Source organism: Diplocloster hominis, assembly GCF_032380655.1.
In the GTDB taxonomy this organism is placed as follows: domain Bacteria; phylum Bacillota; class Clostridia; order Lachnospirales; family Lachnospiraceae; genus Diplocloster; species Diplocloster hominis.
The window spans coordinates 166,833-188,676 of sequence record NZ_JAWDIY010000010.1 but is presented as its reverse complement, the minus strand read 5'-3'; the positions used below and the strand labels follow the sequence as shown (position 1 = coordinate 188,676).

Annotated in this window: 21 protein-coding genes, 2 tRNA genes and 1 rRNA gene; all 24 read right to left on the bottom strand. The window is 50.1% G+C overall.

What is annotated here, in order from left to right; genetic code table 11:
* A 16S ribosomal RNA gene (locus ABC831_RS11760) occupies nucleotides 1–383 on the bottom strand; the annotation flags it as partial.
* Nucleotides 384–706: 323 nt separating this feature from the next.
* Nucleotides 707–796, bottom strand: a tRNA-Ser gene (locus ABC831_RS11755).
* 66 nt (nucleotides 797–862) lie between these two features.
* Nucleotides 863–948: transfer RNA gene (locus tag ABC831_RS11750), tRNA-Ser, on the bottom strand.
* A 457-nt stretch (nucleotides 949–1,405) separates the two neighbouring features.
* Entirely contained in the window at nucleotides 1,406–2,107 is a 702-nt protein-coding gene (gene ispD / locus ABC831_RS11745; protein WP_343248314.1) for a 2-C-methyl-D-erythritol 4-phosphate cytidylyltransferase, read from the bottom strand.
* The gene (gene tsaD / locus ABC831_RS11740) at nucleotides 2,104–3,135 is read right to left on the bottom strand and encodes a tRNA (adenosine(37)-N6)-threonylcarbamoyltransferase complex transferase subunit TsaD (RefSeq protein ID WP_343248317.1); all 1,032 of its coding nucleotides are present in this window, start codon (nucleotides 3,133–3,135) and stop codon (nucleotides 2,104–2,106) included. Before tsaD ends, ispD begins: the two co-directional genes overlap by 4 nt.
* Nucleotides 3,132–4,046: a ribonuclease Z gene (locus ABC831_RS11735; protein WP_343248313.1), complete on the bottom strand. Its 915-nt coding sequence runs from the start codon at nucleotides 4,044–4,046 to the stop codon at nucleotides 3,132–3,134. The genes tsaD and ABC831_RS11735 overlap by 4 nt, the downstream gene beginning before the upstream one ends.
* Before the next feature lie 71 nt (nucleotides 4,047–4,117).
* On the bottom strand, nucleotides 4,118–4,366 hold the full coding sequence (locus ABC831_RS11730) for a hypothetical protein (RefSeq protein ID WP_343248312.1): 249 nt from the start codon (nucleotides 4,364–4,366) through the stop codon (nucleotides 4,118–4,120).
* A gap of 93 nt (nucleotides 4,367–4,459) precedes the next feature.
* Entirely contained in the window at nucleotides 4,460–4,879 is a 420-nt protein-coding gene (rimI, locus tag ABC831_RS11725) for a ribosomal protein S18-alanine N-acetyltransferase (protein WP_343248311.1), read from the bottom strand.
* An 11-nt stretch (nucleotides 4,880–4,890) separates the two neighbouring features.
* On the bottom strand, nucleotides 4,891–5,604 hold the full coding sequence (tsaB, locus tag ABC831_RS11720) for a tRNA (adenosine(37)-N6)-threonylcarbamoyltransferase complex dimerization subunit type 1 TsaB (RefSeq protein ID WP_343248310.1): 714 nt from the start codon (nucleotides 5,602–5,604) through the stop codon (nucleotides 4,891–4,893).
* Nucleotides 5,601–6,035: a tRNA (adenosine(37)-N6)-threonylcarbamoyltransferase complex ATPase subunit type 1 TsaE gene (tsaE, locus tag ABC831_RS11715; RefSeq protein WP_343248309.1), complete on the bottom strand. Its 435-nt coding sequence runs from the start codon at nucleotides 6,033–6,035 to the stop codon at nucleotides 5,601–5,603. Before tsaE ends, tsaB begins: the two co-directional genes overlap by 4 nt.
* Nucleotides 6,036–6,037: 2 nt before the next feature.
* Nucleotides 6,038–6,556: a YcxB family protein gene (locus tag ABC831_RS11710; RefSeq protein WP_343248308.1), complete on the bottom strand. Its 519-nt coding sequence runs from the start codon at nucleotides 6,554–6,556 to the stop codon at nucleotides 6,038–6,040.
* Nucleotides 6,557–6,681: 125 nt separating this feature from the next.
* Nucleotides 6,682–7,368: a GntR family transcriptional regulator gene (locus ABC831_RS11705; RefSeq protein WP_343248307.1), complete on the bottom strand. Its 687-nt coding sequence runs from the start codon at nucleotides 7,366–7,368 to the stop codon at nucleotides 6,682–6,684.
* A 126-nt stretch (nucleotides 7,369–7,494) separates the two neighbouring features.
* Complete coding sequence (locus tag ABC831_RS11700; protein WP_343248316.1) at nucleotides 7,495–8,397, bottom strand: sugar phosphate isomerase/epimerase family protein; 903 nt, start codon at nucleotides 8,395–8,397, stop codon at nucleotides 7,495–7,497.
* The gene (locus ABC831_RS11695) at nucleotides 8,397–9,287 is read right to left on the bottom strand and encodes a carbohydrate ABC transporter permease (RefSeq protein WP_343248306.1); all 891 of its coding nucleotides are present in this window, start codon (nucleotides 9,285–9,287) and stop codon (nucleotides 8,397–8,399) included. The genes ABC831_RS11700 and ABC831_RS11695 overlap by 1 nt, the downstream gene beginning before the upstream one ends.
* Nucleotides 9,288–9,311: 24 nt before the next feature.
* Nucleotides 9,312–10,253, bottom strand: coding sequence for an ABC transporter permease (locus tag ABC831_RS11690; protein ID WP_343248305.1), 942 nt, complete (start codon nucleotides 10,251–10,253; stop codon nucleotides 9,312–9,314).
* 65 nt (nucleotides 10,254–10,318) lie between these two features.
* Nucleotides 10,319–11,482 carry an ADP-ribosylglycohydrolase family protein gene (locus ABC831_RS11685; protein ID WP_343248304.1) on the bottom strand — a complete coding sequence of 388 codons (1,164 nt, stop codon included), beginning with the start codon at nucleotides 11,480–11,482 and terminating at the stop codon, nucleotides 10,319–10,321.
* A 9-nt stretch (nucleotides 11,483–11,491) separates the two neighbouring features.
* Nucleotides 11,492–13,129: an extracellular solute-binding protein gene (locus ABC831_RS11680; protein ID WP_343248303.1), complete on the bottom strand. Its 1,638-nt coding sequence runs from the start codon at nucleotides 13,127–13,129 to the stop codon at nucleotides 11,492–11,494.
* Between the two features lie 46 nt (nucleotides 13,130–13,175).
* Nucleotides 13,176–14,177: a beta/alpha barrel domain-containing protein gene (locus ABC831_RS11675; protein ID WP_343248302.1), complete on the bottom strand. Its 1,002-nt coding sequence runs from the start codon at nucleotides 14,175–14,177 to the stop codon at nucleotides 13,176–13,178.
* Between the two features lie 42 nt (nucleotides 14,178–14,219).
* A complete protein-coding gene (locus ABC831_RS11670; protein ID WP_343248301.1) occupies nucleotides 14,220–15,266 on the bottom strand; it encodes an Ldh family oxidoreductase in 1,047 nt (348 codons plus the stop codon).
* A 37-nt stretch (nucleotides 15,267–15,303) separates the two neighbouring features.
* A complete protein-coding gene (locus tag ABC831_RS11665) occupies nucleotides 15,304–16,269 on the bottom strand; it encodes a D-2-hydroxyacid dehydrogenase (protein ID WP_343248300.1) in 966 nt (321 codons plus the stop codon).
* A 25-nt stretch (nucleotides 16,270–16,294) separates the two neighbouring features.
* Nucleotides 16,295–17,188 carry an NAD(P)-dependent oxidoreductase gene (locus ABC831_RS11660; RefSeq protein WP_343248299.1) on the bottom strand — a complete coding sequence of 298 codons (894 nt, stop codon included), beginning with the start codon at nucleotides 17,186–17,188 and terminating at the stop codon, nucleotides 16,295–16,297.
* 196 nt (nucleotides 17,189–17,384) lie between these two features.
* Nucleotides 17,385–18,524, bottom strand: coding sequence for a glycerate kinase family protein (locus ABC831_RS11655; protein ID WP_343248298.1), 1,140 nt, complete (start codon nucleotides 18,522–18,524; stop codon nucleotides 17,385–17,387).
* A gap of 185 nt (nucleotides 18,525–18,709) precedes the next feature.
* The gene (locus ABC831_RS11650; protein WP_343248297.1) at nucleotides 18,710–19,858 is read right to left on the bottom strand and encodes a CdaR family transcriptional regulator; all 1,149 of its coding nucleotides are present in this window, start codon (nucleotides 19,856–19,858) and stop codon (nucleotides 18,710–18,712) included.
* A 753-nt stretch (nucleotides 19,859–20,611) separates the two neighbouring features.
* A complete protein-coding gene (locus tag ABC831_RS11645; protein WP_343248296.1) occupies nucleotides 20,612–21,838 on the bottom strand; it encodes an ABC transporter permease in 1,227 nt (408 codons plus the stop codon).
* Between the last annotated feature and the right edge of the window lie 6 nt (nucleotides 21,839–21,844).

The following is a 21,844-nucleotide window of genomic DNA, read 5'->3' as shown; positions in this document are numbered from 1 at the left end:
CAATATTCCCCACTGCTGCCTCCCGTAGGAGTTTGGGCCGTGTCTCAGTCCCAATGTGGCCGATCACCCTCTCAGGTCGGCTACTGATCGTCGCCTTGGTGAGCCGTTACCCCACCAACCAGCTAATCAGACGCGGGTCCATCTTATACCACCTCAGTTTTTCACACTGTCTCATGCGAGACCGTGCGCTTATGCGGTATTAGCAGTCATTTCTAACTGTTATCCCCCTGTATAAGGCAGGTTACCCACGCGTTACTCACCCGTCCGCCACTCAGTCACAAATTCTTCATCCCGAAGGAATCATTATAAGTGCTTCGTTCGACTTGCATGTGTTAGGCACGCCGCCAGCGTTCATCCTGAGCCAGGATCAAACTCTCATGTTTAAGTGTTTGATTCCGTCAAGATAACTACTAGCTATCTTTCCGTCATACTGTTTTAAGGTTGCTTCCCATCTTCCGCTCTCGTCTACAAAATCGCTTTTGCATTTGGTCGCTTCTATAATAGGAAAGCGTTCGTTTCTGAAATTCTTTTTTAGAATTTTCAGGGTTGTTTCACTGTTTAGTTATCAATGTTCATCAGCGGTTCTCGGTAAGAACCTTGCTTTCCTCGTTTGGGTCAGCTCGAATATATTACCATGGTCCGATGTATTTTGTCAACTACTTTTTTCCATTTTTTTATATTCTTTTTTAAAAGCTTTTCCAAACAACGGAGAAGGTGGGATTTGAACCCACGCGCCGCTATTAACGACCTACTCCCTTTCCAGGGGAGCCCCTTCGGCCAGCTTGGGTACTTCTCCAAATATAGCCAAATCAAATATTTATATGAGACCGCCTCCAGAACAACAAAAGCGGCTGTTTATGAGCGGAGAAGGTGGGATTCGAACCCACGGCCCCTTGCGGAGTCACTGGTTTTCAAGACCAGCTCCTTAAACCACTCGGACACCTCTCCAAGTTGTCCGCTGTTCAGCGGCAACTAATATTCTACCATCACATTTTCTGCCTGTCAACTACTTTTCTACTTAGTTTTTCATTTTTTTCCAGTAAGTGATTCCATGCCTGAAAACATGCGGTTTACAACCAATATTACTGCCATATTTTCTGATTTCTGTCGCATTTTAAGCTTTCATGCTGCTTGAATTATCAGCCTGCGCTGCCGGAAAACAGAAGTTACTATCTCAGCGGGACTGCCCTTACCGGGCGCCAGTATTTAGAAGTTTAACACGAAATCCTGATTCTATACATCATCTTTTCTGTTTTTTCGGGCTCTGATATTTTTTATGTAAATTACATTATGCTGTAAGGTATCTTCTCTTACTATTGCTAAGCCTTGCACTATCACTCAGCCTGCACTATCACTCAGCCTACCCTATCACTCAGCCTGCCCTATCACAAAACTTGCAATATTGTTAAACCTGCGGGCAGAATGCCTCCGCGATCTTCAAGTCCTCGGGCGTGGTTACTTTGATATTCCGATAAGAGCCCTCAACTAACTTTACCCTCGTCCCCAGCAGAAGCTCCGCTACCATGGCGTCATCCGTCACAGCCGCCTCATCCCCTTGTTCCAGCAGTAAGTCATAGGCCTTCCGGATCAACTCATAGGAAAATACCTGCGGCGTCTGTATCAGCCACAAAGCGCTCCGGTCCGGCGTATCCACAGCAAAGCTTTGGCTGTCCACCACTTTGATCGTATCTTTCACCGGCATTCCCACGACACAGGCCTGATACTTTTTTACAGCCGCATATACCCGGTCTATGATATCTCCGGTTAGAAAGGGCCTGGCCCCGTCATGTATAAACACATAATCGCATTCCGATATGGCATGCAGGCCATTGGCTACCGAATGATATCTCTCCCTGCCGCCAGGGATCACAGACACCACCTTTGAAAACCGATATTTTTCTACGATTTCCCGCCGGCAGTATTCCTCTTCCCCTGCCCCGGTCACCAGGATTATTTCATCGATCAGTTCACATTTCTGAAAAGTATCCAGCGAATACCAGATCATGGGCTTGCCATTCAGAAGAAGATATTGCTTCTGTATCTCACTTCCCATCCGTTTCCCTTTACCCGCTGCCAGCACGATGGCGATACACCGGTCCTTTTTCATACGCGTTCACCCAGCTTTAGGTTGGGCACGGCATTCAGATCCCAGCCATGCCGCACTCCTTTTCTATATTCATAGTAAGCGGCCGTTCCGATCATGGCGGCGTTGTCGGTACACAGAATCGGCGACGGATGACAGAAGCGCACCCCCTTCTCCTGACAGGCTTTTCGAACTGCTTCCCGTAATGTCCCATTGGATGCGACCCCTCCGGCGATGGCCAGAGTGTCCGCCTGATAGTCCTCTACCGCCTGCATGGCGTTGCGTACCAGTACGTCGATGACTGCCTGTTGGAAGGAAGCCGCGATATCAGCTTCGCTGACCGTCTCCCCCTTCATTTTACAGCCGTTCATATAATTCAGCACTGCGGATTTCAGTCCGCTGAAGCTGAAATCATAGGCACATTCTTCTATCTTCGCCCTTGGGAACGGGATCGCATGGGGATCGCCTTCCTTCGCGAGTTTTTCGATCTTAGGCCCACCGGGATACCCCAGACCGATGGCCCTGGCCACCTTGTCGAAGGCTTCTCCCGCCGCATCATCTCTGGTCCTGCCCAGGATCTCATACGCTCCGTAATCCTTCACACGGACCAGGTGGGTATGACCCCCTGACACCACCAGACACAGAAACGGTGGTTCCAGGTCCTGATTCTCAATATAGTTGGCACAGATATGCCCTTCGATATGATGGACTCCCACCAACGGCAGCTTTTTAGCGTAAGCGATGGCTTTTGCCTCCGCGACGCCCACCAGTAAAGCACCCACAAGCCCGGGCCCATAGGTAACCCCTATGGCGCTTAAGTCATCCAGGGTGACCCCTGCAGTATCCAGGGCCTCCTGGATAACCTGATTGATTTTCTCAATATGCTTTCTGGATGCGATCTCCGGAACCACGCCGCCATAGAGCTTGTGCAGTTCGATCTGGGAAGAGATTACATTTGACAGCACGGTTCTTCCGTTTTTTACTACAGAAGCGGCCGTCTCATCACAGGAGCTCTCGATTGCCAAAAGTAACACATCATTTTCCACGTTTATTTCCCCTCTTCAAATTCCAATGTCGTACTTCTCCGGTCTCTGCTGATCACACTGTTCGGAAATATTTGCTGCACATCAGCCGCAAACTCTTCCGGATGGATCAGCGACGGACTGTAATGCGTCAGCCAAAGCTCTTTCACCCGCGCACTTTTAGCCAGTTCTGCCGCATCATAGAGAGTCATGTGCTTATATTCGGCAGCTTTGGATTCTTTTCCTTTTTCTCCATACATGCCTTCGCAGATAAACAGATCGGACTCCTGCGCATGCTCCGCGATGGCGGCTACCGGCCGGCTGTCCGTACAGTAGGTCAGCTTTATTCCTTTTCGCGGCGGGCCCAGAACCATATCCGGTGTATACACCTGTCCGCTGTCTTCTATGGTCTCGCCTTTTTGCAGTTTGTTCCAGAACTTCTGGGGAATCATACACTTCTGTGCCTGCTCCACCTGAAACCTGCCTGCCCGGTCGATTTCAACGGTATAACCATAGCAGACCACATTATGATTGACCCGGAACGCCCGAATCCGGCAGCCGCCGCGTTCGATCTCTTGTTCCGGTCCGTTCAGCTCGATATACTCGATGGGAAACGGCAGCTCCGGCGCGATCACCCGAAGGGCAGATACCACACGTTCCAGCCCTTTCGGACCGATCATGGTGATGGGCTCCGTGCGTTCTGCATTTCCAATGGTCAGCAATAAGCCCGGAAGCCCACTGATATGGTCTGCATGGTAGTGCGTAAAGCAAATCACATCAATGGGCTTGAAGCTCCAACCTTTTTCTTTTATTGCGACCTGGGTTCCTTCCCCGCAGTCGATCAGTATACTGCTCCCGTTGTACCGAGTCATTAACGACGTCAGCGCCCGGCGGGGCAGCGGCATCATTCCTCCTGTTCCTAACAAACAAACATCCAGCATGGTTCCTCCATTATCGCTCTTAACCTTTTCCTTCCGGCTTAAGAGCTTTCCTGCTTCTTTCCATTTTTCTTCTATATTAATTCTTTTTCTTTTACAATTTCAACTGGAATTTTAAAATTCCCAATCAACTGATTATAGCACTCCTCGCACAGATCGAAGGAATGCACCTGCCCATCCTTATCGGAAAAATACCCCCAGGACTTGTCCACGGAAAGTACCCCCTCCCGGATCACTCCGTTCACGACGGTCATTTCTTTTCCGCACATATTGCAGTAGATCTTCTCTACGGAAAATGTTCGTTTCTCTTTGTATTTACGCATGCCGATTCCTCCCTGATTTCAAACCTGCTGTCATGTTTTCTATCTGTCTTCATTATATCGGCTTTTTGCTTTTGTTCCTAGTGGGAATTATTATCAACGCTTCCACATAATAACTGCATCTTCCTTAGGTTTTTCATAAAAATTTTTGCGGATCCCATCCCCGCAGAATCCCAGCTTTTCGTATAGTCTGCGAGCCGGCAGATTACTCCGGCGCACTTCCAGAAAAAAGCTCTCGGTTCCCATCTGTTTTCCCTGTTCCAGCAGCTCTGTGAGCATAGTCTCGGCTACCCCCTGCCTGCGGTATACGGATGCCACAGCCACATTAGTGATCTCTCCCTCACTGAATACCTGATACAGCCCGCAATACCCCGCGATCTGCGCATCCGGCGTTTCCGCCACCAGATAGATCGTATAGGGAAGGCTCAAACTATCCAGGAAAGCTTTCTCGGACCATGGGATCGAAAAAGTTTCCTTCTCTATCGCAGTTACCTGGCGTAAGTCTTTTGCTTCCATTGGGCGCACTGTCAGCATTTTCCGGCGTTCTTCCTTTCCTCACGTTCCCGTTCTGCCTGGGAAGGCCGAAGGTAATCCGGCATGTGTTGTTCCGCGCTTTCTATTTTTCCGGCTTTCGCGTAGGATAGCGCCAGTACGGCCACTGCGGCCGCCCGCTGTTTGTTCATATGAGCCGGCGCGAAGGAATACGGCACCTGCATAAGCTCTGCCAGCCTTTCGGAAAATACCGGCACCCCGTCACCCAGGAAGATAACTTCCCGGCCATAGCTGTTCAGCCGGCACGCGATTTCTTCGACCGGTACCGCCATCTGGGCGTCTAGTACGTGAAATTCTTCTTTTATAAATTCATAGATTCCCGTATAGACCTGGCTGCGTCTGGCATCCATCAGCGGACAGATCAGCTTGTCCGTTCCATACAGATTATAGGCCAGCCCGTCCACTGTGGGAACCCCGATTAATGGCTTGTCAAGCGCCAGGCCCAGTCCCTTGGCTGTGGCGGAGCCGATCCTGAGCCCTGTAAAGGAGCCGGGGCCTTTGGCCACCGCGATCGCATCGATGCTGTCCAGATCCAGTTCAATCATGGATGCGATCGTGTCCAGCATGGGCAGCAGCGTCTGGGAATGTGTTTTTTTATAATTTACCGTATATTCTGCCAGAAGATTGTCATCTTCTACCACAGCCACCGTCGCTACCAGCCCGGAGCTGTCAAGTGCCAGAATTTTCATAGGTCGATTCCTCCTGTGATCGTGATCCGGCGGTAGTCAAATCCCTTCTCCAGATCTTTTTCAATCGTCACATGTACTGCGTCCCCAGGGATCAGTTCTTCGATCAGATTAGCCCATTCGACCAGGCAGATGCCCTCACCGTAGAAATAGTCTTCATAGCCAATCTCTTCCATTTCCTCTATGTCCCCAATCCGGTACACATCAAAATGATAGAAAGGCAGACGCCCTTCCTCATATTCCTGTATAATCGTAAAGGTAGGGCTGCTGATGGGTTCTGTTATTCCGAGTCCACGCGCAACCCCCTGTGTAAAAACGGTTTTTCCGACACCCAGATCCCCCACCAGGGTATAGACCTGTCCGGCCCCGGCCTGTTCTCCGACCTTTCTGCCCAGCGCAAAGGTATCCTCCGGCCGGTTTGTTTCGATTACCATAGTTATGTTCCTGTCTTTCCGCTTTCTTTTATCCGGACCCTGTTCTCCGGGATATGCTCCCTGATGCACGCGACCACTTCACCGTACCGGGCGTCCATGCTCTCGACCGGAAGTATCACCGCGTTTACTTTATTCAGATAGAGCAGCAGGGACTTTTTCGTCTTGCGCACTTTGTAAATATCCGACCATTTCGCCTGCGCTTTGTTGCCGTCCTGTTCTGTGGCGATTCCTTCCGGGTTTAAGATATAGGTGATGGGTTTTTTGAATGCCGGGGTCATGGCCACCTGCCTTTTTGCCTTGGTGTACAGTCCTAATGGCGTGTATACCAGAAAGATTACGGCAAAGGCAAGATACAGGATGGTATAGCCGGTGGAAACATCACCGAATGTCATTATAGCCAGGATCAGCACGGCAACTCCCAGGAAGGTACCGAATACTCCCTGAAAATTCCGGTAGGAATGGTACAGCATAAAATCGTACATGGTCTGCGCTGTCATTTTTACATCAAATTTTATTTCCAAATGAATCCGCCTCCGGTTGAAAATCTCCTATTAAATGGTAAAAGGTATGCTACAATACAAAGTATTATAGCATACCCAAAAACGCCTGACAACCATAATAGAAGACTGGCTGGAACAAGTCCAGATCAGCGGTACTCTACTTCGTCCTCGCTGGGGAAGTTGTAGTTCAGCGTGGAAGTTTCCAGGTGCTCGATCAGGCATCGGATCGCCTCTTCCTGGTCCCGTTTTTCCAGGGCTGCTATGATACCGCCGTGTCTGGCGCTCACATACCCCTTTTCCACTTCACGGATCTTGGTGTAGGACTGCACCGCGATCACCCTGTTTTTCAGGATATTCCACATTTCCAGCATCAGGGCGCTCCCCGCTCTGCTGAAGAAAAATTCATGAAAAAGGATATCAAAATGGATCGCTTCCAGCTTATCCCCTTTTTCATAATAATAGTCGGATTGTCTGCACAGCCCTTTCAGGTATTTGATATCCTGGGCCGTTATCCTGGGAAAGGCTGCCTGGCAGACAGCCGGCTCCAGCTGCTTGCGTACGAAGAGCACGTCCTGACAATATTCCTTTGTAATATAGGTCACATAGGTCCCCTTATAGGGAAAGGAGGTCAACAGCCCCTCTTTCGTCAGTAAAATAAAGGCCTGCCGCAACGGTGTGATGCTGATATTCAGAGTTTTTGCGAGCTTGGCCTCCACGAGCCGTTCCCCCGCCGTCAGCGTATGATCCCAGACAGCCTGTCTTAATATTTCACATACCCTTTCACTTGTGGATCGGCAGATATCCAGTCTGCTGTTCGCATTTGTCAGTTCCATACTCATTCCTCTCACTGCCTTATTCGTTTATCCTATATTGGTAAACCATTCATTCTTAATATAACAATATCATTTTTTATATAGAATGTGCAAGCATACTCTTTATTCTGATCATTGGCAATCAAATCATCCCCAATCCCCATTTAATCTTCGCCAGGCGGAATTCAGCGTCCTTTTACAATTACACAGAATAATATCGGCAGATTCCTCTTTTCTTGGCTTCACCTCGAAAGACAAAGGCAGCCGCAGCCTCTTGTCCAAAAATCCTTCCGTCTGCAGGATACGCAGAAACGCCGCCACCTCCGCCTCGTCATTTTGGCCGGCCGGATAGCCAAATCTGGGATGCTGATCACCGTAAGCCGGGCTTTCCCGGTAAAGGACCGCATTTCCAATGTGAAAATGTGTAATATAGGGTCTCAAAACATGTACCACATGTTCTGTGCTTTCATGCGTCAGCGGTATATGGGACAAATCCACAATCAACCCAAAGTTTTGACAGTCCCTCCTGACCGCAGCGGCAAATTCCGCCGCCAGGGCAGCCGGTCCGATCAATGCACATTTATCCACATCGTAGTCAAACACTTCCAGTTCTATGTACATCCCTTTTTGCTCCGCATACCTGCACAGCTCTTCCGTCGTTTTCACCAGCTGCTGCAGGTGTTCCTCCTGCTTTCCCGTATCCCATTTTCCGGCCAGGAATGACAGGGTCCCCGCTCCCAGCCATGCGGCTTCGTCAATACACAAAAGCAGCTGATCCCGGGCATACTGCCGTTCCTCTTCTGCCAGGGAATTCGGGTTCCATCCTGCCTGCAGCTGGGCACAATGCGCGCCGTAGGAGACTCTCAGATGAGACTGTTCCAGCAGTTTTTTCACTTCCGACCGCCGGGCCTTTGGTATGGGACTGATTTCCACTGCGTCAAAATAGTCGTCTGAAGCTATTTTTCTGACAGCATCCGCAGCCTCCAGATCAGGATAGGACATCCACTGTAAGGTCCCGATCTGAAAGTATTCATGAAGGGATTCTCTCATCATTCTTTCACCGCCCCGATCATAACTCCTTTTACGAAAAATCTCTGCAAAAACGGATACGCACACAGAATCGGCAGCGTGGATACCATAATGGTGGCATATTTGATCGTCTGTCCTACCGCCGCCGTATCGGTAGTGGAAGTCCCCACAGTCATGCTGGCCGTATCGTTCTGGATCAGAATATCCCGGAGAATCAGCTGCAATGGATACAGCTCCCGTTTCATCAAGTACAGGGAAGCGTTAAACCATGCATTCCAGTGGTAAACTGCGTAAAATAAAACCATAACCGCTACCGTCGCCTTTGACAGCGGCATGACGATCTTAAATAACAGCTGGAAATCGTTGGCCCCATCCATTTTTGCCGCTTCCAGCAGGGAGTCCGGTATTTCGCGGAAGGCCGTCCGCATAATGATCAGGTTTGTGGTATTAATTGCCGTAGGCAGTATCAGCGCAAACAGATTGTTAAATAGCCCTATGTTTCTCACCAGGATATAAGTCGGGATAATTCCGCCGTTGAACATCATGGTAAATACAATCAGCACCATAATCTTACTGCCCGCCCTGAAATCGGGCCTGGAAAGCGCATAGGCCGCGAAGGACGTAAGCAGGATGTTTATGCCGGTTCCAAACACCAGGATAAACAGGGTATTCAGATATCCACGCCAGATATTCGGGTTGTGGAACACGACCTTATAGGATTCCAGGGAAAATCCCTTTGGTTTAAACAGCAGTCCCCTGGAACTCATGATTTCAAACGGGTCGCTGAAAGAGGCAAACACCACATACACAAACGGATATATAATGATAACCGTCAGCAGAGCTAAAAACAGATAATTCAAGACGGTAAATATCTTTTCACCTCTGGATTTTTTTGCAAAATTTCTGAACATACCTTTTCCTCCACTGGTTCTGCCTTACCACAGGCTGTTATCCGTCAATTTACGGCAAATACGGTTCACGGATACCAGCAGGATCAGATTGATCACGGAATTGAACAGCCCTACCGCGGAAGCAAAACTGTAATTCATATCCACGATTCCCCTGCGGTATACGAAACTTGATATAATGTCCGCGGTCTCATAGGTATTGGAATTATACAAAAGTAATATTTTTTCATAACCAATGCTCATGATTTTCCCCGCGTTCATGATCAGCATGACCACGATCGTCGGCAGGATACCCGGCAGCGTTACTGTAATCAGCTGCCGCAGCCGCCCCCCGCCATCGATTCTGCACGCCTCATACAGCTGCTGGTCGATACCGGCCAGAGCCGCGATATAGATGATGGAGTCCCAGCCCACCTGCTGCCAGATCGTCGTACCGATATAGATCGGCTGAAACCACTCCTCCCGGATCATAAATTGGATCGGTTCAAAGCCAAGTGCCGTAATAATGCTGTTTACCACTCCATCCGTAGCGGTAAAGTTCAGAATAATCGAACAAATAACGACGGTGGAAATGAAATGCGGCAGGTAGGTCAGCGTCTGAACTGACTTTTTAAAGATCTTCGAGCGTATCTCATTGAGCAGAAGTGCCAGTATGATCGGTGCCGGGAACCCAAATAACAGGGTTCCCAGACTGATCTGCAGCGTATTGCGGATAACTCTCCACGCGTATATGGAAGTAAAGAAATCTTTAAAATGCTTGAGTCCCGCCCAGGGGCTTCCCAGGATTCCGAGATCCGGCCGGTAGTCTTTGAAGGCAATGATTGATCCGTACATCGGTACGTACATAAAGATAATGTAATAAAGTGCCACCGGAATCAGCATCAGATACAAATATTTGTGTCTGGACAATTCTATTTTGACCCGTTGTCCAAAGCTTTTACGGGGCTTGATCGTCTTTTTATTTACCATAAGCATTCTCCATGTCCTATTCTTATCTCTGATCTGTCCCCTTCACTGAGGGAGACACGATTCCTTTAATGGATCTGTTCTTCCATCCACGCCACCGTCTGCTTCATTTCCTCCATATTACACAGAGCCGCCTGATAGAGCCCTTCCGCCGATTCCCGGATCGTCCTTCTGGATACCGTGTATTCGTTGATCTTCATGGCCTCATCCACCTGACGAATCCAGTTTTCCGGGACTTCCCCGACTCCCCTCAATGCGCCGGACAGGGAGCCGGCCGTATGGGCACGGCAGTCCGTATCCCTGCCGGAATTGACCCCATAGATAATCGCGTCCTTCGGATGCCCGTCCGCCATCTGAAAGATCCCAAGAGCTGCGGAGAAAATCTCCACCGCATTGGATACCGGGCGCCCCTCGTACTTTTTCTCAAACTGGAGGCCGTATTCTTCTATGTCATCGCACCCGTCCGCCCATTTCAGTGCCTCCATACAGTCCGAGCGCGCAGACCAGCTCAGACAGCCAAGGGCCGTATCGATCACGCTGGAAACAGTGGCGTCCGGTTTGAGCGCTTCCGCCACCGCGGCCGCGTAGGCGCTGCACACTTCGATGGCGTAATTTCCGGACATTCCCTGCACATCCTTGATCCGTCCCACGTTGGCAGCATCCTGGGCAGCCATCTTCGGGAAGCAGGCGTTGACTTCCCCGATGGGGGAAATCATCTTGCTGGTTCCGTAGAATCCCGGCCACGAAGCGTAGCGGCCCACTTCCTGGGGCGGTATTCCGGCCTGAAGCGCGTAGAAGATAATCTGATCCTGCGGGCCCAGCAGATAGCCGAAATTCTCTGGTTTTAAGTCCCGGACCCAGATCCTGGCCAGATCCATCACATCGATTCTGCCCTGCTTCTCGATAATGGCGGTGGCACACAGCCGGTGCCGTTCCTCCCCATCCTCCGTAGTCCCGGCGACTCTCCTGTGTCCGTGGTAAATCAGCGGCTTCCCAAGGTTCACATCAGCCGGATTCGTCCGGTTGAGCCGCCCGTCCATCTCCGGCTTTTCCACCGGCAGAAGCTCCGTCACATAACCCAGCCGTTCCTTTCTTAGCGCTATGGTCCATCCCTCCATGATCTCTCCCATGGAGTTTCCGATGGAGCCTGCTGCTTCACAGCCGTATATTTTGTCAAACAAACTGATCATATGCTGCTCTCCTTCCTCATTCTTCGAACAGACCGTTCTCATCTAATGTTCTTATCTTTTGACAAACCGGTCATATGCCGCCTGATAGTCCGCGACCGCCGTGTCTATATTCATGGATTTTACATTATCGATATAGGAATCGAATTCCGACAGGTCGATATCTCCCATGATAAATTTATTCGTCATTTCCTGTATGTAGGGCTTCAAGTCCGCAAAGATTCCATTTACCTCCGTAGATTCATCTGTTGTCAGGCTGACCAGCGGAAGCATCCGGTCTCTGGTTGCTTTGGAGCAGGACTCATATACGGTTTTCTGCTGCGGATAGGTCATGACCGCGTCCCAATAGTTGATATCGTTGATCATTCTGGGCTGAATGCCGCCGATGGTATATTTGGCGATAGACTGTACCAGAGACAGCCCTTCCTCATTCTTAGTCACTTTTTCGGTGTATTTCGGAATCCCATCCACTATCTCATAAGTATCCCCCTCGATACCAAAATTGGAGATCATATTTCCTTCGTCCGAATACAGATAGTCCACAAATTTCAACGCTGTTTTTACGTCTTCGCACTGTGCGGAAATGGCGATTCCAGATACTCCGACGCAGTAGGTGGAATTAAAGTCATAGGCCTTTGCGTCCGGCGCGTTTACATAGGGCAGAGCGACCAGATCGAAGTCCGGATTCTGGTCCGCCATAGCGCCTAAGTATACCGCCTGCTGCCCGTTCATCTTTCCATAGAACATTCCTCCGACCTCACTTGTGATCTTAGCATCCCTTCCGGATGCATCACTGCTCAGATAATCCGGATCGATCAGCCCTTCTTTATACCACTGATTCATAGTCGTCAGATAATCCCGGTAGGTCTCCTCTGCCGGTCCGAACTTCACTTTGCCTTCCTCCACATACATACAATTACTGGCTGCCCATGCGGTGTTGATTCCATACAGATATCCCAAACGCTCCACGCCCGGCTGATCGGAACCGGAGACGAACGGTATCTCATCCTGTTTCCCGTTTCCATTAGGGTCCTGGGTTTTGAAGGCCAGTAATACGTCGTGAAGTTCGTCTATGGTGGTCGGAGTCTCTTTCCCTACCGCTTCCAGCCAGTCATTGCGGATAAAGAAGCATTCGAAGTACTGCGTCGATTCTTCCAGCCGCAGTTCAGGAAGCATCAGTACCTTCCCGTCATCGGTCACCATCTGCGTCTTGATTTCCGGATGAGCGTCCATCAGTTTCTTGAAGTTCGGCATGTCTGTGTCGATATATCCGCTCAAATCTATGATCTGTCCGCTGTTATACAATTTATCCACGCCGCCGGGAATCGTGTTCCATATTACGGAGAACAGATCCGGCAGATCATTGGCCGCCAGTATCAGGCTTAACTGTTCCGCCAGATCATTTCCGGCCGGATGCAGAAACTCGATCGTAATCCCGGTGCGTTTCTCGATCTCCTGCACTGCCGGTACTTCTGACAGTGATTTTCTGGACGCGGCTGTCTTAGGGTCCAGCTGCACAAACATGGACAGTTCTGTCGTCCCCGGCTGTTCTTCTCCCGCCGCCTTCGGGGTTTCCGCCGCTGTCGACGACGCCTGATTGTCTTCTTTCGCATTTTGGCATCCCATAAGTGATAAAATCATCGTTCCCGTTAAAATGGCTGCCGCCATTTTTCTGCTCATTTTTTTCATCATATGAATCCTCCTTTTTATAATCCGTCTTTCTGCGAATTTGCGTGAGCTATTTTAATTCATCAGCGACTTTCCTTATTAATTCTTGTGATGGATTTTTCCGGTCTATTGCGGACACCTTGACAATCAAAGGATAAAGGGGCACTCCCTTTTCTTTTGCTATCTGCTCAAATCTGGCTGCAAAGCTGGAATGGCATCCCGCCATGCCATAGATCAAATCCAACGGCGGGACGGAAGCGCGATAGTGATATTTATCCATGGCCGGGGCCAGTTCCTTTTCAATAAACTCCAGCAATTGGTATAATCTTACATCCTGCATCATATTTTTCCTTTGAAAAGCGGCTACCGCCAATTCGGTGGCGCAATTCCCTGCGCTGCGTGCCATTCCCATCAAACCGGTATCAAAGACTGCAGCCCCTGCCTTTTGTGCCGCCAGAGCATTGGCTACAGACAAGCCCAGGTTATTATGCCCGTGAAAGGCAATGGGGATCTGTACGGCTTCCGACATCTTTTCCACATATTCGCTGACCTCATCGGGCACCATCGTACCCGCGGAATCCATGATCGTGATCTCGTCCAGTCCGCATGCTTCTAGCATCTTCGCTTCCTGCGCCAGTTCATCCGGCGGCAGAATGTATGCTTTCATCAGGGAATAGCGGCAGACCATACCATTTTTCTTCACCAGCCGGATTCCCTCTCTGGCACACTCCCCATCTCCCGCGTTTGCTCCGATTCTGAGAAAATTCAGTCCGTAGCGGGCAGCCAGCTCGATATTCCCGGCTGAGGCGTTTTTCGCTCCCATGAACATACCGATTTCCGCCTGGTTCAAATAGGGCTGCGCCAGCTCCAGATACTCTATATCGGTCAGCGGCGCGATGGAGTGGTCCGCCTCGTAGGCGCCCAGTCCCAGGCAGTTTCCAAATTCAATTGTTTTAATATTACTTTCAATCAGACCTTTCAGCATCATCCTGGTCAGATCTGCGTCAAAGCCTTTTCCCACTACATTTGCCCCGTCCCGCAGGGTACAATCCATAATTTTTAATACTTTCATAATTTCCTCCGTTCCTCCGGTGCCGCACTTGCTGCGGCTATGCTATATAGTAAATGGGACCTGATATCTCTCTGACAAAGCCCGCAATTCTTCATAAACTACTGTAGATAAAGGAATTCCTTTTTTCTTCCGCTCTTCTTTTCTGCGATACTCAAGCTCACCCGGCACCATAATTTCACTGACTCCGTCTTTCTTCGGAAGGCTCTTAATCTCCGCGATCATCGAGTCCATCCTATCCCGGAACAAGTCCGGGTCCGTGAACTTGGAGATGTCAACCGCAATGAAAAAATGGCCCACATCCTGCGGATGTTCAAAATCATTCCACATATTATTCAAATGTGGTCCAAACTGGGCGCCGCTCAAGATACCGCTGAACACATCCATAAACAGGGACAAACCGTAACCTTTCGGCCCGCCGATCGGCACTACCGTCCCTTTCATCCCCAGATTCGGATCCGTGGTCGGCTCGCCTTCCTTCGTGAGTGCCCAGCCTTCCGGAATGCTGTTCCCCAGTTTAGCGGCCAGGATAACTTTCCCCATAGCTACGGTGCTGGGCGCCATATCCAGGATCATGGGCATCCCATTGGTAGGCGCGGACAACGCGATAGGATTCGTTCCGACATAAGACTGCCTGCTGCCCCATGGTGCAATGTTGGGCGGAGCGTTGGTTCCGGTGATTCCGATCATCCCCTGTTCCGCCGCCATTCTGACATAATAGGATGCCATTCCGTAATGATTCGAATGCTTTACCGCCGCAAAACAGGACCCTGCTGCCTTCGCCTTTTCTATGCAGCGGTTCATCGCATATGCCCCCACACAGATCCCCATAGAATTACAGGCATCGATCTCTATGCTGCCCGCGTATTCTTGTTCCGTCTTTACCTCGAACACTCTGGAGACCACTTTGGTTTCCAGCCGTTTCATATAGATCGTCATCCTGCTTACTCCATGGGATTCCACTCCGCACAGGTCCGCGTCTACCAGATTGTCCGCCGCCACGAAGGCCTGCTCTTCCAAAAGTCCCTGGGACATCAGCAGATTTTTACAGTATTCTCTCAGATCCTGCCATGCTACCATTTGTACATCCATTTTTCCTTCTCCCTCTTTCCCTTTCTGTTCCGTCCATTTATGCATTCACCACATTCTGCGGATGCCCGTCTAAAAATGCCGCCGCATTTTCCACAGCCAGATCCATCAGGCGCTGTCTGGACTCCCTGGAAGCCCAGGAAATGTGCGGTGTAATAATGCAGTTCGGCGCTTTCAGCAGCGGATTCCCACCACGAATCGGTTCTGCGGAAACCACATCCAGGCCGGCCGCCCCGACTTTCCCGCTGATCAGTGCCGCTGCCAGATCCTCCTCCACTACCAGCTGGCCCCGGGAATTATTCAGGATGATCACTCCATCCTTCATCTTCGCAATCGTGTCCCGATTGATGATCCCCTCGGTATCCGGGAACAACGGACAGTGCAGGGATATGACATCCGACTCTCCCAGCAATTCTTCCAGCGTCACATATCGTACCTCTTGCCCGGCAAGACCGGGATCCTGATAAGAATCATATGCCAGAATCTTCATGCCGAGAGCTGCGGCCAGCCTGGCTGTCTGCTGTCCGATCCGTCCGAAACCGATGATCCCCATGGTTTTCCCGTCCAGTTCGATCAGCGGATAATCCCAGAAGCACCAGTCCGGGCAGGCCTCCCATTTCCCCTGATGGACCACATCGCTGTGATAGCCGATATGATGGCAGATCTCCAGAAGCAGCCCTATAGCGAACTGGGCAACGGCAGCTGTGCCATAGCTGGGTATGTTGCTGACCACGATCTTTTGTTTTTTTGCCGCCCGGATATCCACCACATTATACCCAGTGGCCAATACCCCTATGTAGCGCAGGTTTTGCGATGCCTGTATGACCGCTGCACTCAGAGGAGTCTTGTTGGTAAATATAAGCGCGGCATCCCCAATCCTGCTTTGAATCATCGAGTCGTCATGAGGTGTACGCTCATAAACGGTCAGCTCTCCCAGCCTTTCCAGTCCTTCCCAGGACAGATCCCCGGGATTTTCGGTATATCCGTCCAACACTACGATTTTCATATTGATATAGCCTCCTTTTTCTGCTTTAGATATCTCTTCTCTGGTTCTCTTCCATCCATTTCATAATATACGTATAGTTTTTATCTCCTCCCCCCTGATTCGAAACCGCTTTGTACAGCTCATATATCATGGCGGACAGAGGAGAAAACGCCTTCTCCCGCTCGGCCGTCTCCCTGTACAGGCCGATATCCTTCTTCATAAGATCCAGCCGGAATCCCGGAGTATGGTCTCCGGTCAGGAAAAACTTTGGTACATTATTTTTGAAAATATAGCTTCCGCCGCTGCTGTCGTTGACCACGTCGCAGAGTGTCTGAAGATCCAAATCCAACTTTTTCGCCAGGCAGACAGTCTCAGCGGCGATCGCGGTGTTGGCGGCATTCAGCATCTGATTGATCATCTTGATATCAGATCCGCTGCCGGTGTCCCCGCAGTAGACGATCTTCTTTCCCATTGCCGAAAGTACCGGCCTTATGATCTCCAGCAGTTCTCTGCGGCAGCCAGCCATAATGGTCAGGGTCCCGTTCTCAGCTCCCGTTACTCCCCCGCTCACCGGTGCATCCGCGAACCCGATCTGCCTGCCGCGCTGGCTGATGTGCTGTAACACCTGCCGTTTGGTATCTCCCAGAGCCGATGTCATATCGATGCAGACCAATCCTTCCCGGGCATGCTCCAGAATTCCGTCTTCTCCCAGATAAATGTCCATAATTTCCTGGTCAGCGGGTACGATAGTGATGATCATATCCAGGGTACGGGCCATCTTTGCAAAAGAGGCAATCTCATGTCCTCCGGCTTCCTGGATACGGCTGCTGCTTTGCCTGTTCGAGGAATGCACATATACCGGATAACCGGCTTTGCATAGATTCAATGCCATCGGCAGCCCCATTTGACCCAGTCCGATAAATCCAATTTTCAACACCATATACTCCTCCTCTTGTTTAATTGCTATATTTTTAACATTCTTTTTATACTATTTTGTGTAAATTGCCATATAATGCATCATGCATTGTTTTTTCACCGTTAAAATACCACATAGATTGTAGAATGTCAATCTATTTATTTATAAAGTATGGCTTTCTAAACGATATTCGGCAAAATGTGCCGAATATCGTCCTGCCTCAGCGAATCTTCATTCCCACCTGAATGCATCGGAACATCCTGTTCGCGGCATCATCCAGCATTTCCTGTGCATGGGCCATCACCTCTTCTTCACTGGTGACAGAAGATACGGATGTAAATACAGTGTCTATGCCATAGTCATAAATGTCCGAAGCATTCCTGCCAATAGCCCCCACCAGGGCCACAACCGGTATGTTCTTTTGTTTACACCGCAATCCCACACCGCTTGGCACCTTGCCAAACGCAGACTGCCAGTCCAGCTTCCCTTCCCCGGTAACTACCAGATCCGCTCCTTCCAGAAGTTCATCAAAATGCAGCATATCCAGGACAGTCTCGATGCCGGGTTTTATCTGCGCATGCAGGAAAAAATGCAAAGCCGCACCTATTCCTCCGGCCGCCCCGCCGCCCGGTATATTGCGGATCTCAACATTATATTTGGACTCCACAACAGAAGCGTACTGCAGCATACCTCTCTCCAGCTCTTCCAGCATACCATCGGTAGCGCCTTTCTGCCTGCCGAATACATGGGTTGCCCCATCGGCTCCAACCAAAGGATTTTTAACATCACAGATCAGGGTAAACTCACAGCCGGCAACCCCTGGATGCAGTCCCGTAGTGTCCAGGTCCCGGATATGGATCAGATTTTCACCCGCCGGTTTCAGTTCTGCTCCATCGTCATCCAGGAAGCGTACCCCCAGCGCGGCCAAAGCACCCATCCCGCCATCATTGGTGGCACTTCCGCCCAGTGCGATGTAGATATGCTTAAAATTCTGATCAAGCGCCGCGCGGATCAGCTGCCCGGTTCCATACGTAGACGCCCGAAGCGGATTGCGTTCCTCCTTTTTTAACAAAGGCAGGCCCGAAGCTTTCGCCATCTCGATAATCGCAGTGCTCTCATACAGCTTTCCAAATCCGCTCTCGATCTCCCGCCCTAACGGATCTAACACGAGCTGCCGGATATATTCCCCCTTGGTCTGATCGACCAGGGTTTCCAGCGTTCCTTCTCCGCCATCCGCGATCTGCACAGAGACCGTCGTCACATCACCAAAAACCTTCCGGGCCTCCCGGGTCAATATCTTAGTAACCTGCAGAGAAGTCAGAGTCCCTTTAAAAGAATCCGGTGCAAAAACAAATTTCATACATTTTCCTCCAAAGGCGCCCTTTTTCCTGCACGCCATTCTTTTAAAACTATTGTAAAAGATCTGCCGCAATATTCCAACCGGCTTTAGCACAAAAAAATGCCATAATTTTGTGCCGTGGGCACAAATTACGGCATCTTTATCCGATCCCATTCCTGAACTGCTCATTTACGACATCCGCTGCCTCACCTGCCGCTCTCCAGATAACGGCACAGATACTTCAGGAATTCTCTCTCCCTGGTCTTCTGCACCGGATTCACATTCAGCAGCTCCCTGATCTTATTCAGCCGGAATACCAGTGTGTTTTTATGTATAAACAAATCCTGGCTGCTCTTTACCAGATTATAGTCATTCCGGTCCAGCGCCCGGATAAGCTCTACCAGCGTCTCCTTCGTCTCCCCGTCCAGCTCCGAACAAAAGGCATGAAACATCCCATATAATTCCGTCACCGGCACCAGGCTGCTAAAATACTCATCCACAAAATCATAAAAAAATAAAAGTTCCCTGTTATCTGCCGTCCGGTCCTTCAGCCACTGGCAATGACGGAATCCCACCTGATATTGATCCAGAGAATTTTGAATCGACCCCACAAAATACCGGCAGCAAATTCCCTTTTTTTTCGCATCATCCGCAAAAGACTCCACATATGTCCGGATCTCATCCCTATATCTGCCCGGCACATCCTTCGCGCTGCAACCCACAGTCTTAAAAATCAAGACCATCCCTTCCCCCGGAATAAAAGATATATCCTGTTTTCCATGAAGCGGACTTTGCTTGATTCCCGCCAGCAGCTGTTCCTCTGCGCTGTACCGCTTGGTCCCATCGCCGCTCTGCACGCCTGCCAGAATGGGTATCCTCACAACATGCCTCTCATAGTTCAATCTCTTAGCCAGCTGATACAGCTCATCCCGATCCCGGTATCCGCCGTACAGCAGGAATCCCATAAACTTTTCTTTCTCATTCCTGCGCCTGGCCATATCATCCTTGTAATGCTCGTATTCCAACATCGTCTCCACCGCCATCTTCATCACCAGCGCGATCTGCTTAATCTCCCGGGCCTTCCCCGTAATCCCGATCACCCCGATCCGCTTCCGGTTCTCAACGATAGCAATATTTACCCCTTCCTTCACCCCCAGGAACTCGTCCTTTTCACTGACACTGATCTCATCCCCCTCCCCCTGAAGAATCCGATAAGCGACCTCATGAAAGCTCCCCACTCTCTTCTCATCCTTGCTGGCGATAATAATCCCCTTTTCATCCATAATATTCACATTATAATCCGTATAACTGCGCACCCGCTCCATAAACTTCCCGGCCAGAACCTTATCCAGCATGCTATCACCTCCATGTCCCACTCTAAAACTCTGTCACATAAACGCAACGATCACGATCTCGTTTCCGTCCATATCACCTAAACACTTCGCAGGCCCCCCAATCGTATTTCACAGCTTCGGGCAGCGAAAGCCCTTTTTCCTTCAAACATTCCATCAGGGCACCATTCGAAACGCTATTATTTCTATTCGAACGCTATTATTTCTATTATAACCGAATCATCCCTCTACAACAATACTCATACCATCTCCATATCCAATCGCATCCAACCGCAATCCAACCGCCCCTCCCCCATCATCAATCTATGTCTATGCAGATACGCCCAGCCATAAAAATGTTTTCCCAAAAGTATGGAGGGAGCCGGCTGTTATGGGGCTGGGGCGCAAGCGGCGCCCGGCTCTGACAGAGATCCCGGCCTTGCGGGCGGAGCGCATCCGTCTGTTCCGGCACTTAGGGCGCCCGAGAGAAATCTTAATGAAATCTGCCCCGGCTGTTATGGGCAAAATTCTGTTTTCCAAACAGAATTCCGGTGGCTTCTGAGCTGCGATTGCATCAAGCAATCGGAGCGAATAAGCCACGCACCCATAACAGCCGGGGCAGATTTCATTAAGATTTCACTCGGGATCAAGCCCTAAGTGCCGGAACAGACGGATGCGCTCCGCCCGCAAGGCCGGGATCTCTGCCAGAGCCGGGCGCCGCTTGCGCCCCAGCCCCATAACAGCCGGCTCCCTCCATACTTTTGGGAAAACATCCCCTTATTCCCTGCGCAGCGCCTCAATCGGGCTTAACTTCGCCGCCTTCTTAGCCGGATAAATCCCAAAGAACAATCCCACTGCAGTAGAGAACAATGTCGCCACAATAACCGTTCCAAAGCTGGTCTTCGGAGCAATCGTCCCGCCGGAAAGCATTCCGATCAGCGCCGCCCCGCCTACTCCGACCAGGATTCCGATAATACCGCCGATCACGGTGATAATCGAGGATTCGGCCAGGAACTGAAGCATGATCGATCCCGTTCTGGCGCCCAGCGCCTTACGGATACCAATCTCCCTGGTACGCTCGGTTACGGATACCAGCATGATATTCATTACTCCGATACCACCCACCAGCAGGGATATGGCGGCGACCAGAGCGATAAATGTAGTGATCATATCCAGCATACTGTTGATCTGGGCCATCTGGTCGTTGAAATCCTGCATCATGTACGCGCCTTTTCCCGCGTTCTGATGTCTGGCCTCCAGCATCCGTATGGCTTCATCGGCAACAGCGGCTGAGTACTTATTCCCCTCTGTTACAATGTAGATGCTGTAGAATCCGGTATCCTCCGGATAGTAATCAAATGCCGACATGGCCGTGTACGGCATCTCGATACTCATGGGCATTCCATCATAGGTATAGGTGACGAATGTTCCGTTTTCCACTTTTTTTACACCTACGATAGTCACTTCCTTGGTAATATTCCAAAGAGTAACTTCCATAGTCATGCCGATTACATCATCGGTACCGAACATGGCGATGGCATCTGTCTGGCTGATGACGCCCACCAGCCTGCCGTCTTCAAAGTCTTCCTCGGTAAAATAATGTCCCCGGGCAAGTTCCTGATTCATAACATATTGATAATCAGAGGTCCCTGCCGTAATCTGCAAGTCAAAATTTCCTTTTCCAGTCAGAACGCTTCCGTAGAATCCTTCCGTAGGAGACACCCCTTTTACATGGGCAATCTTGCTTTTGATGGAGTCGATATCCTCCTGCGTAATATAACTGCTTCCGCCTTCCGCGTTTTCATTTACATAGATATATACCTGGCCTCCGGCGATGGCGTTCAGTTCATCGCTGAACTGGCTCTTTACACCGGTACCGATCGACATGATCGCGATAACCGAGGCGATACCGATAATGATTCCCAGCATGGTCAGAAAGGAACGTCCCTTATTGGATCGGATATTATCTATGGCCATCTTGAGATATTCTAATAGTTGTGCCATATGTTA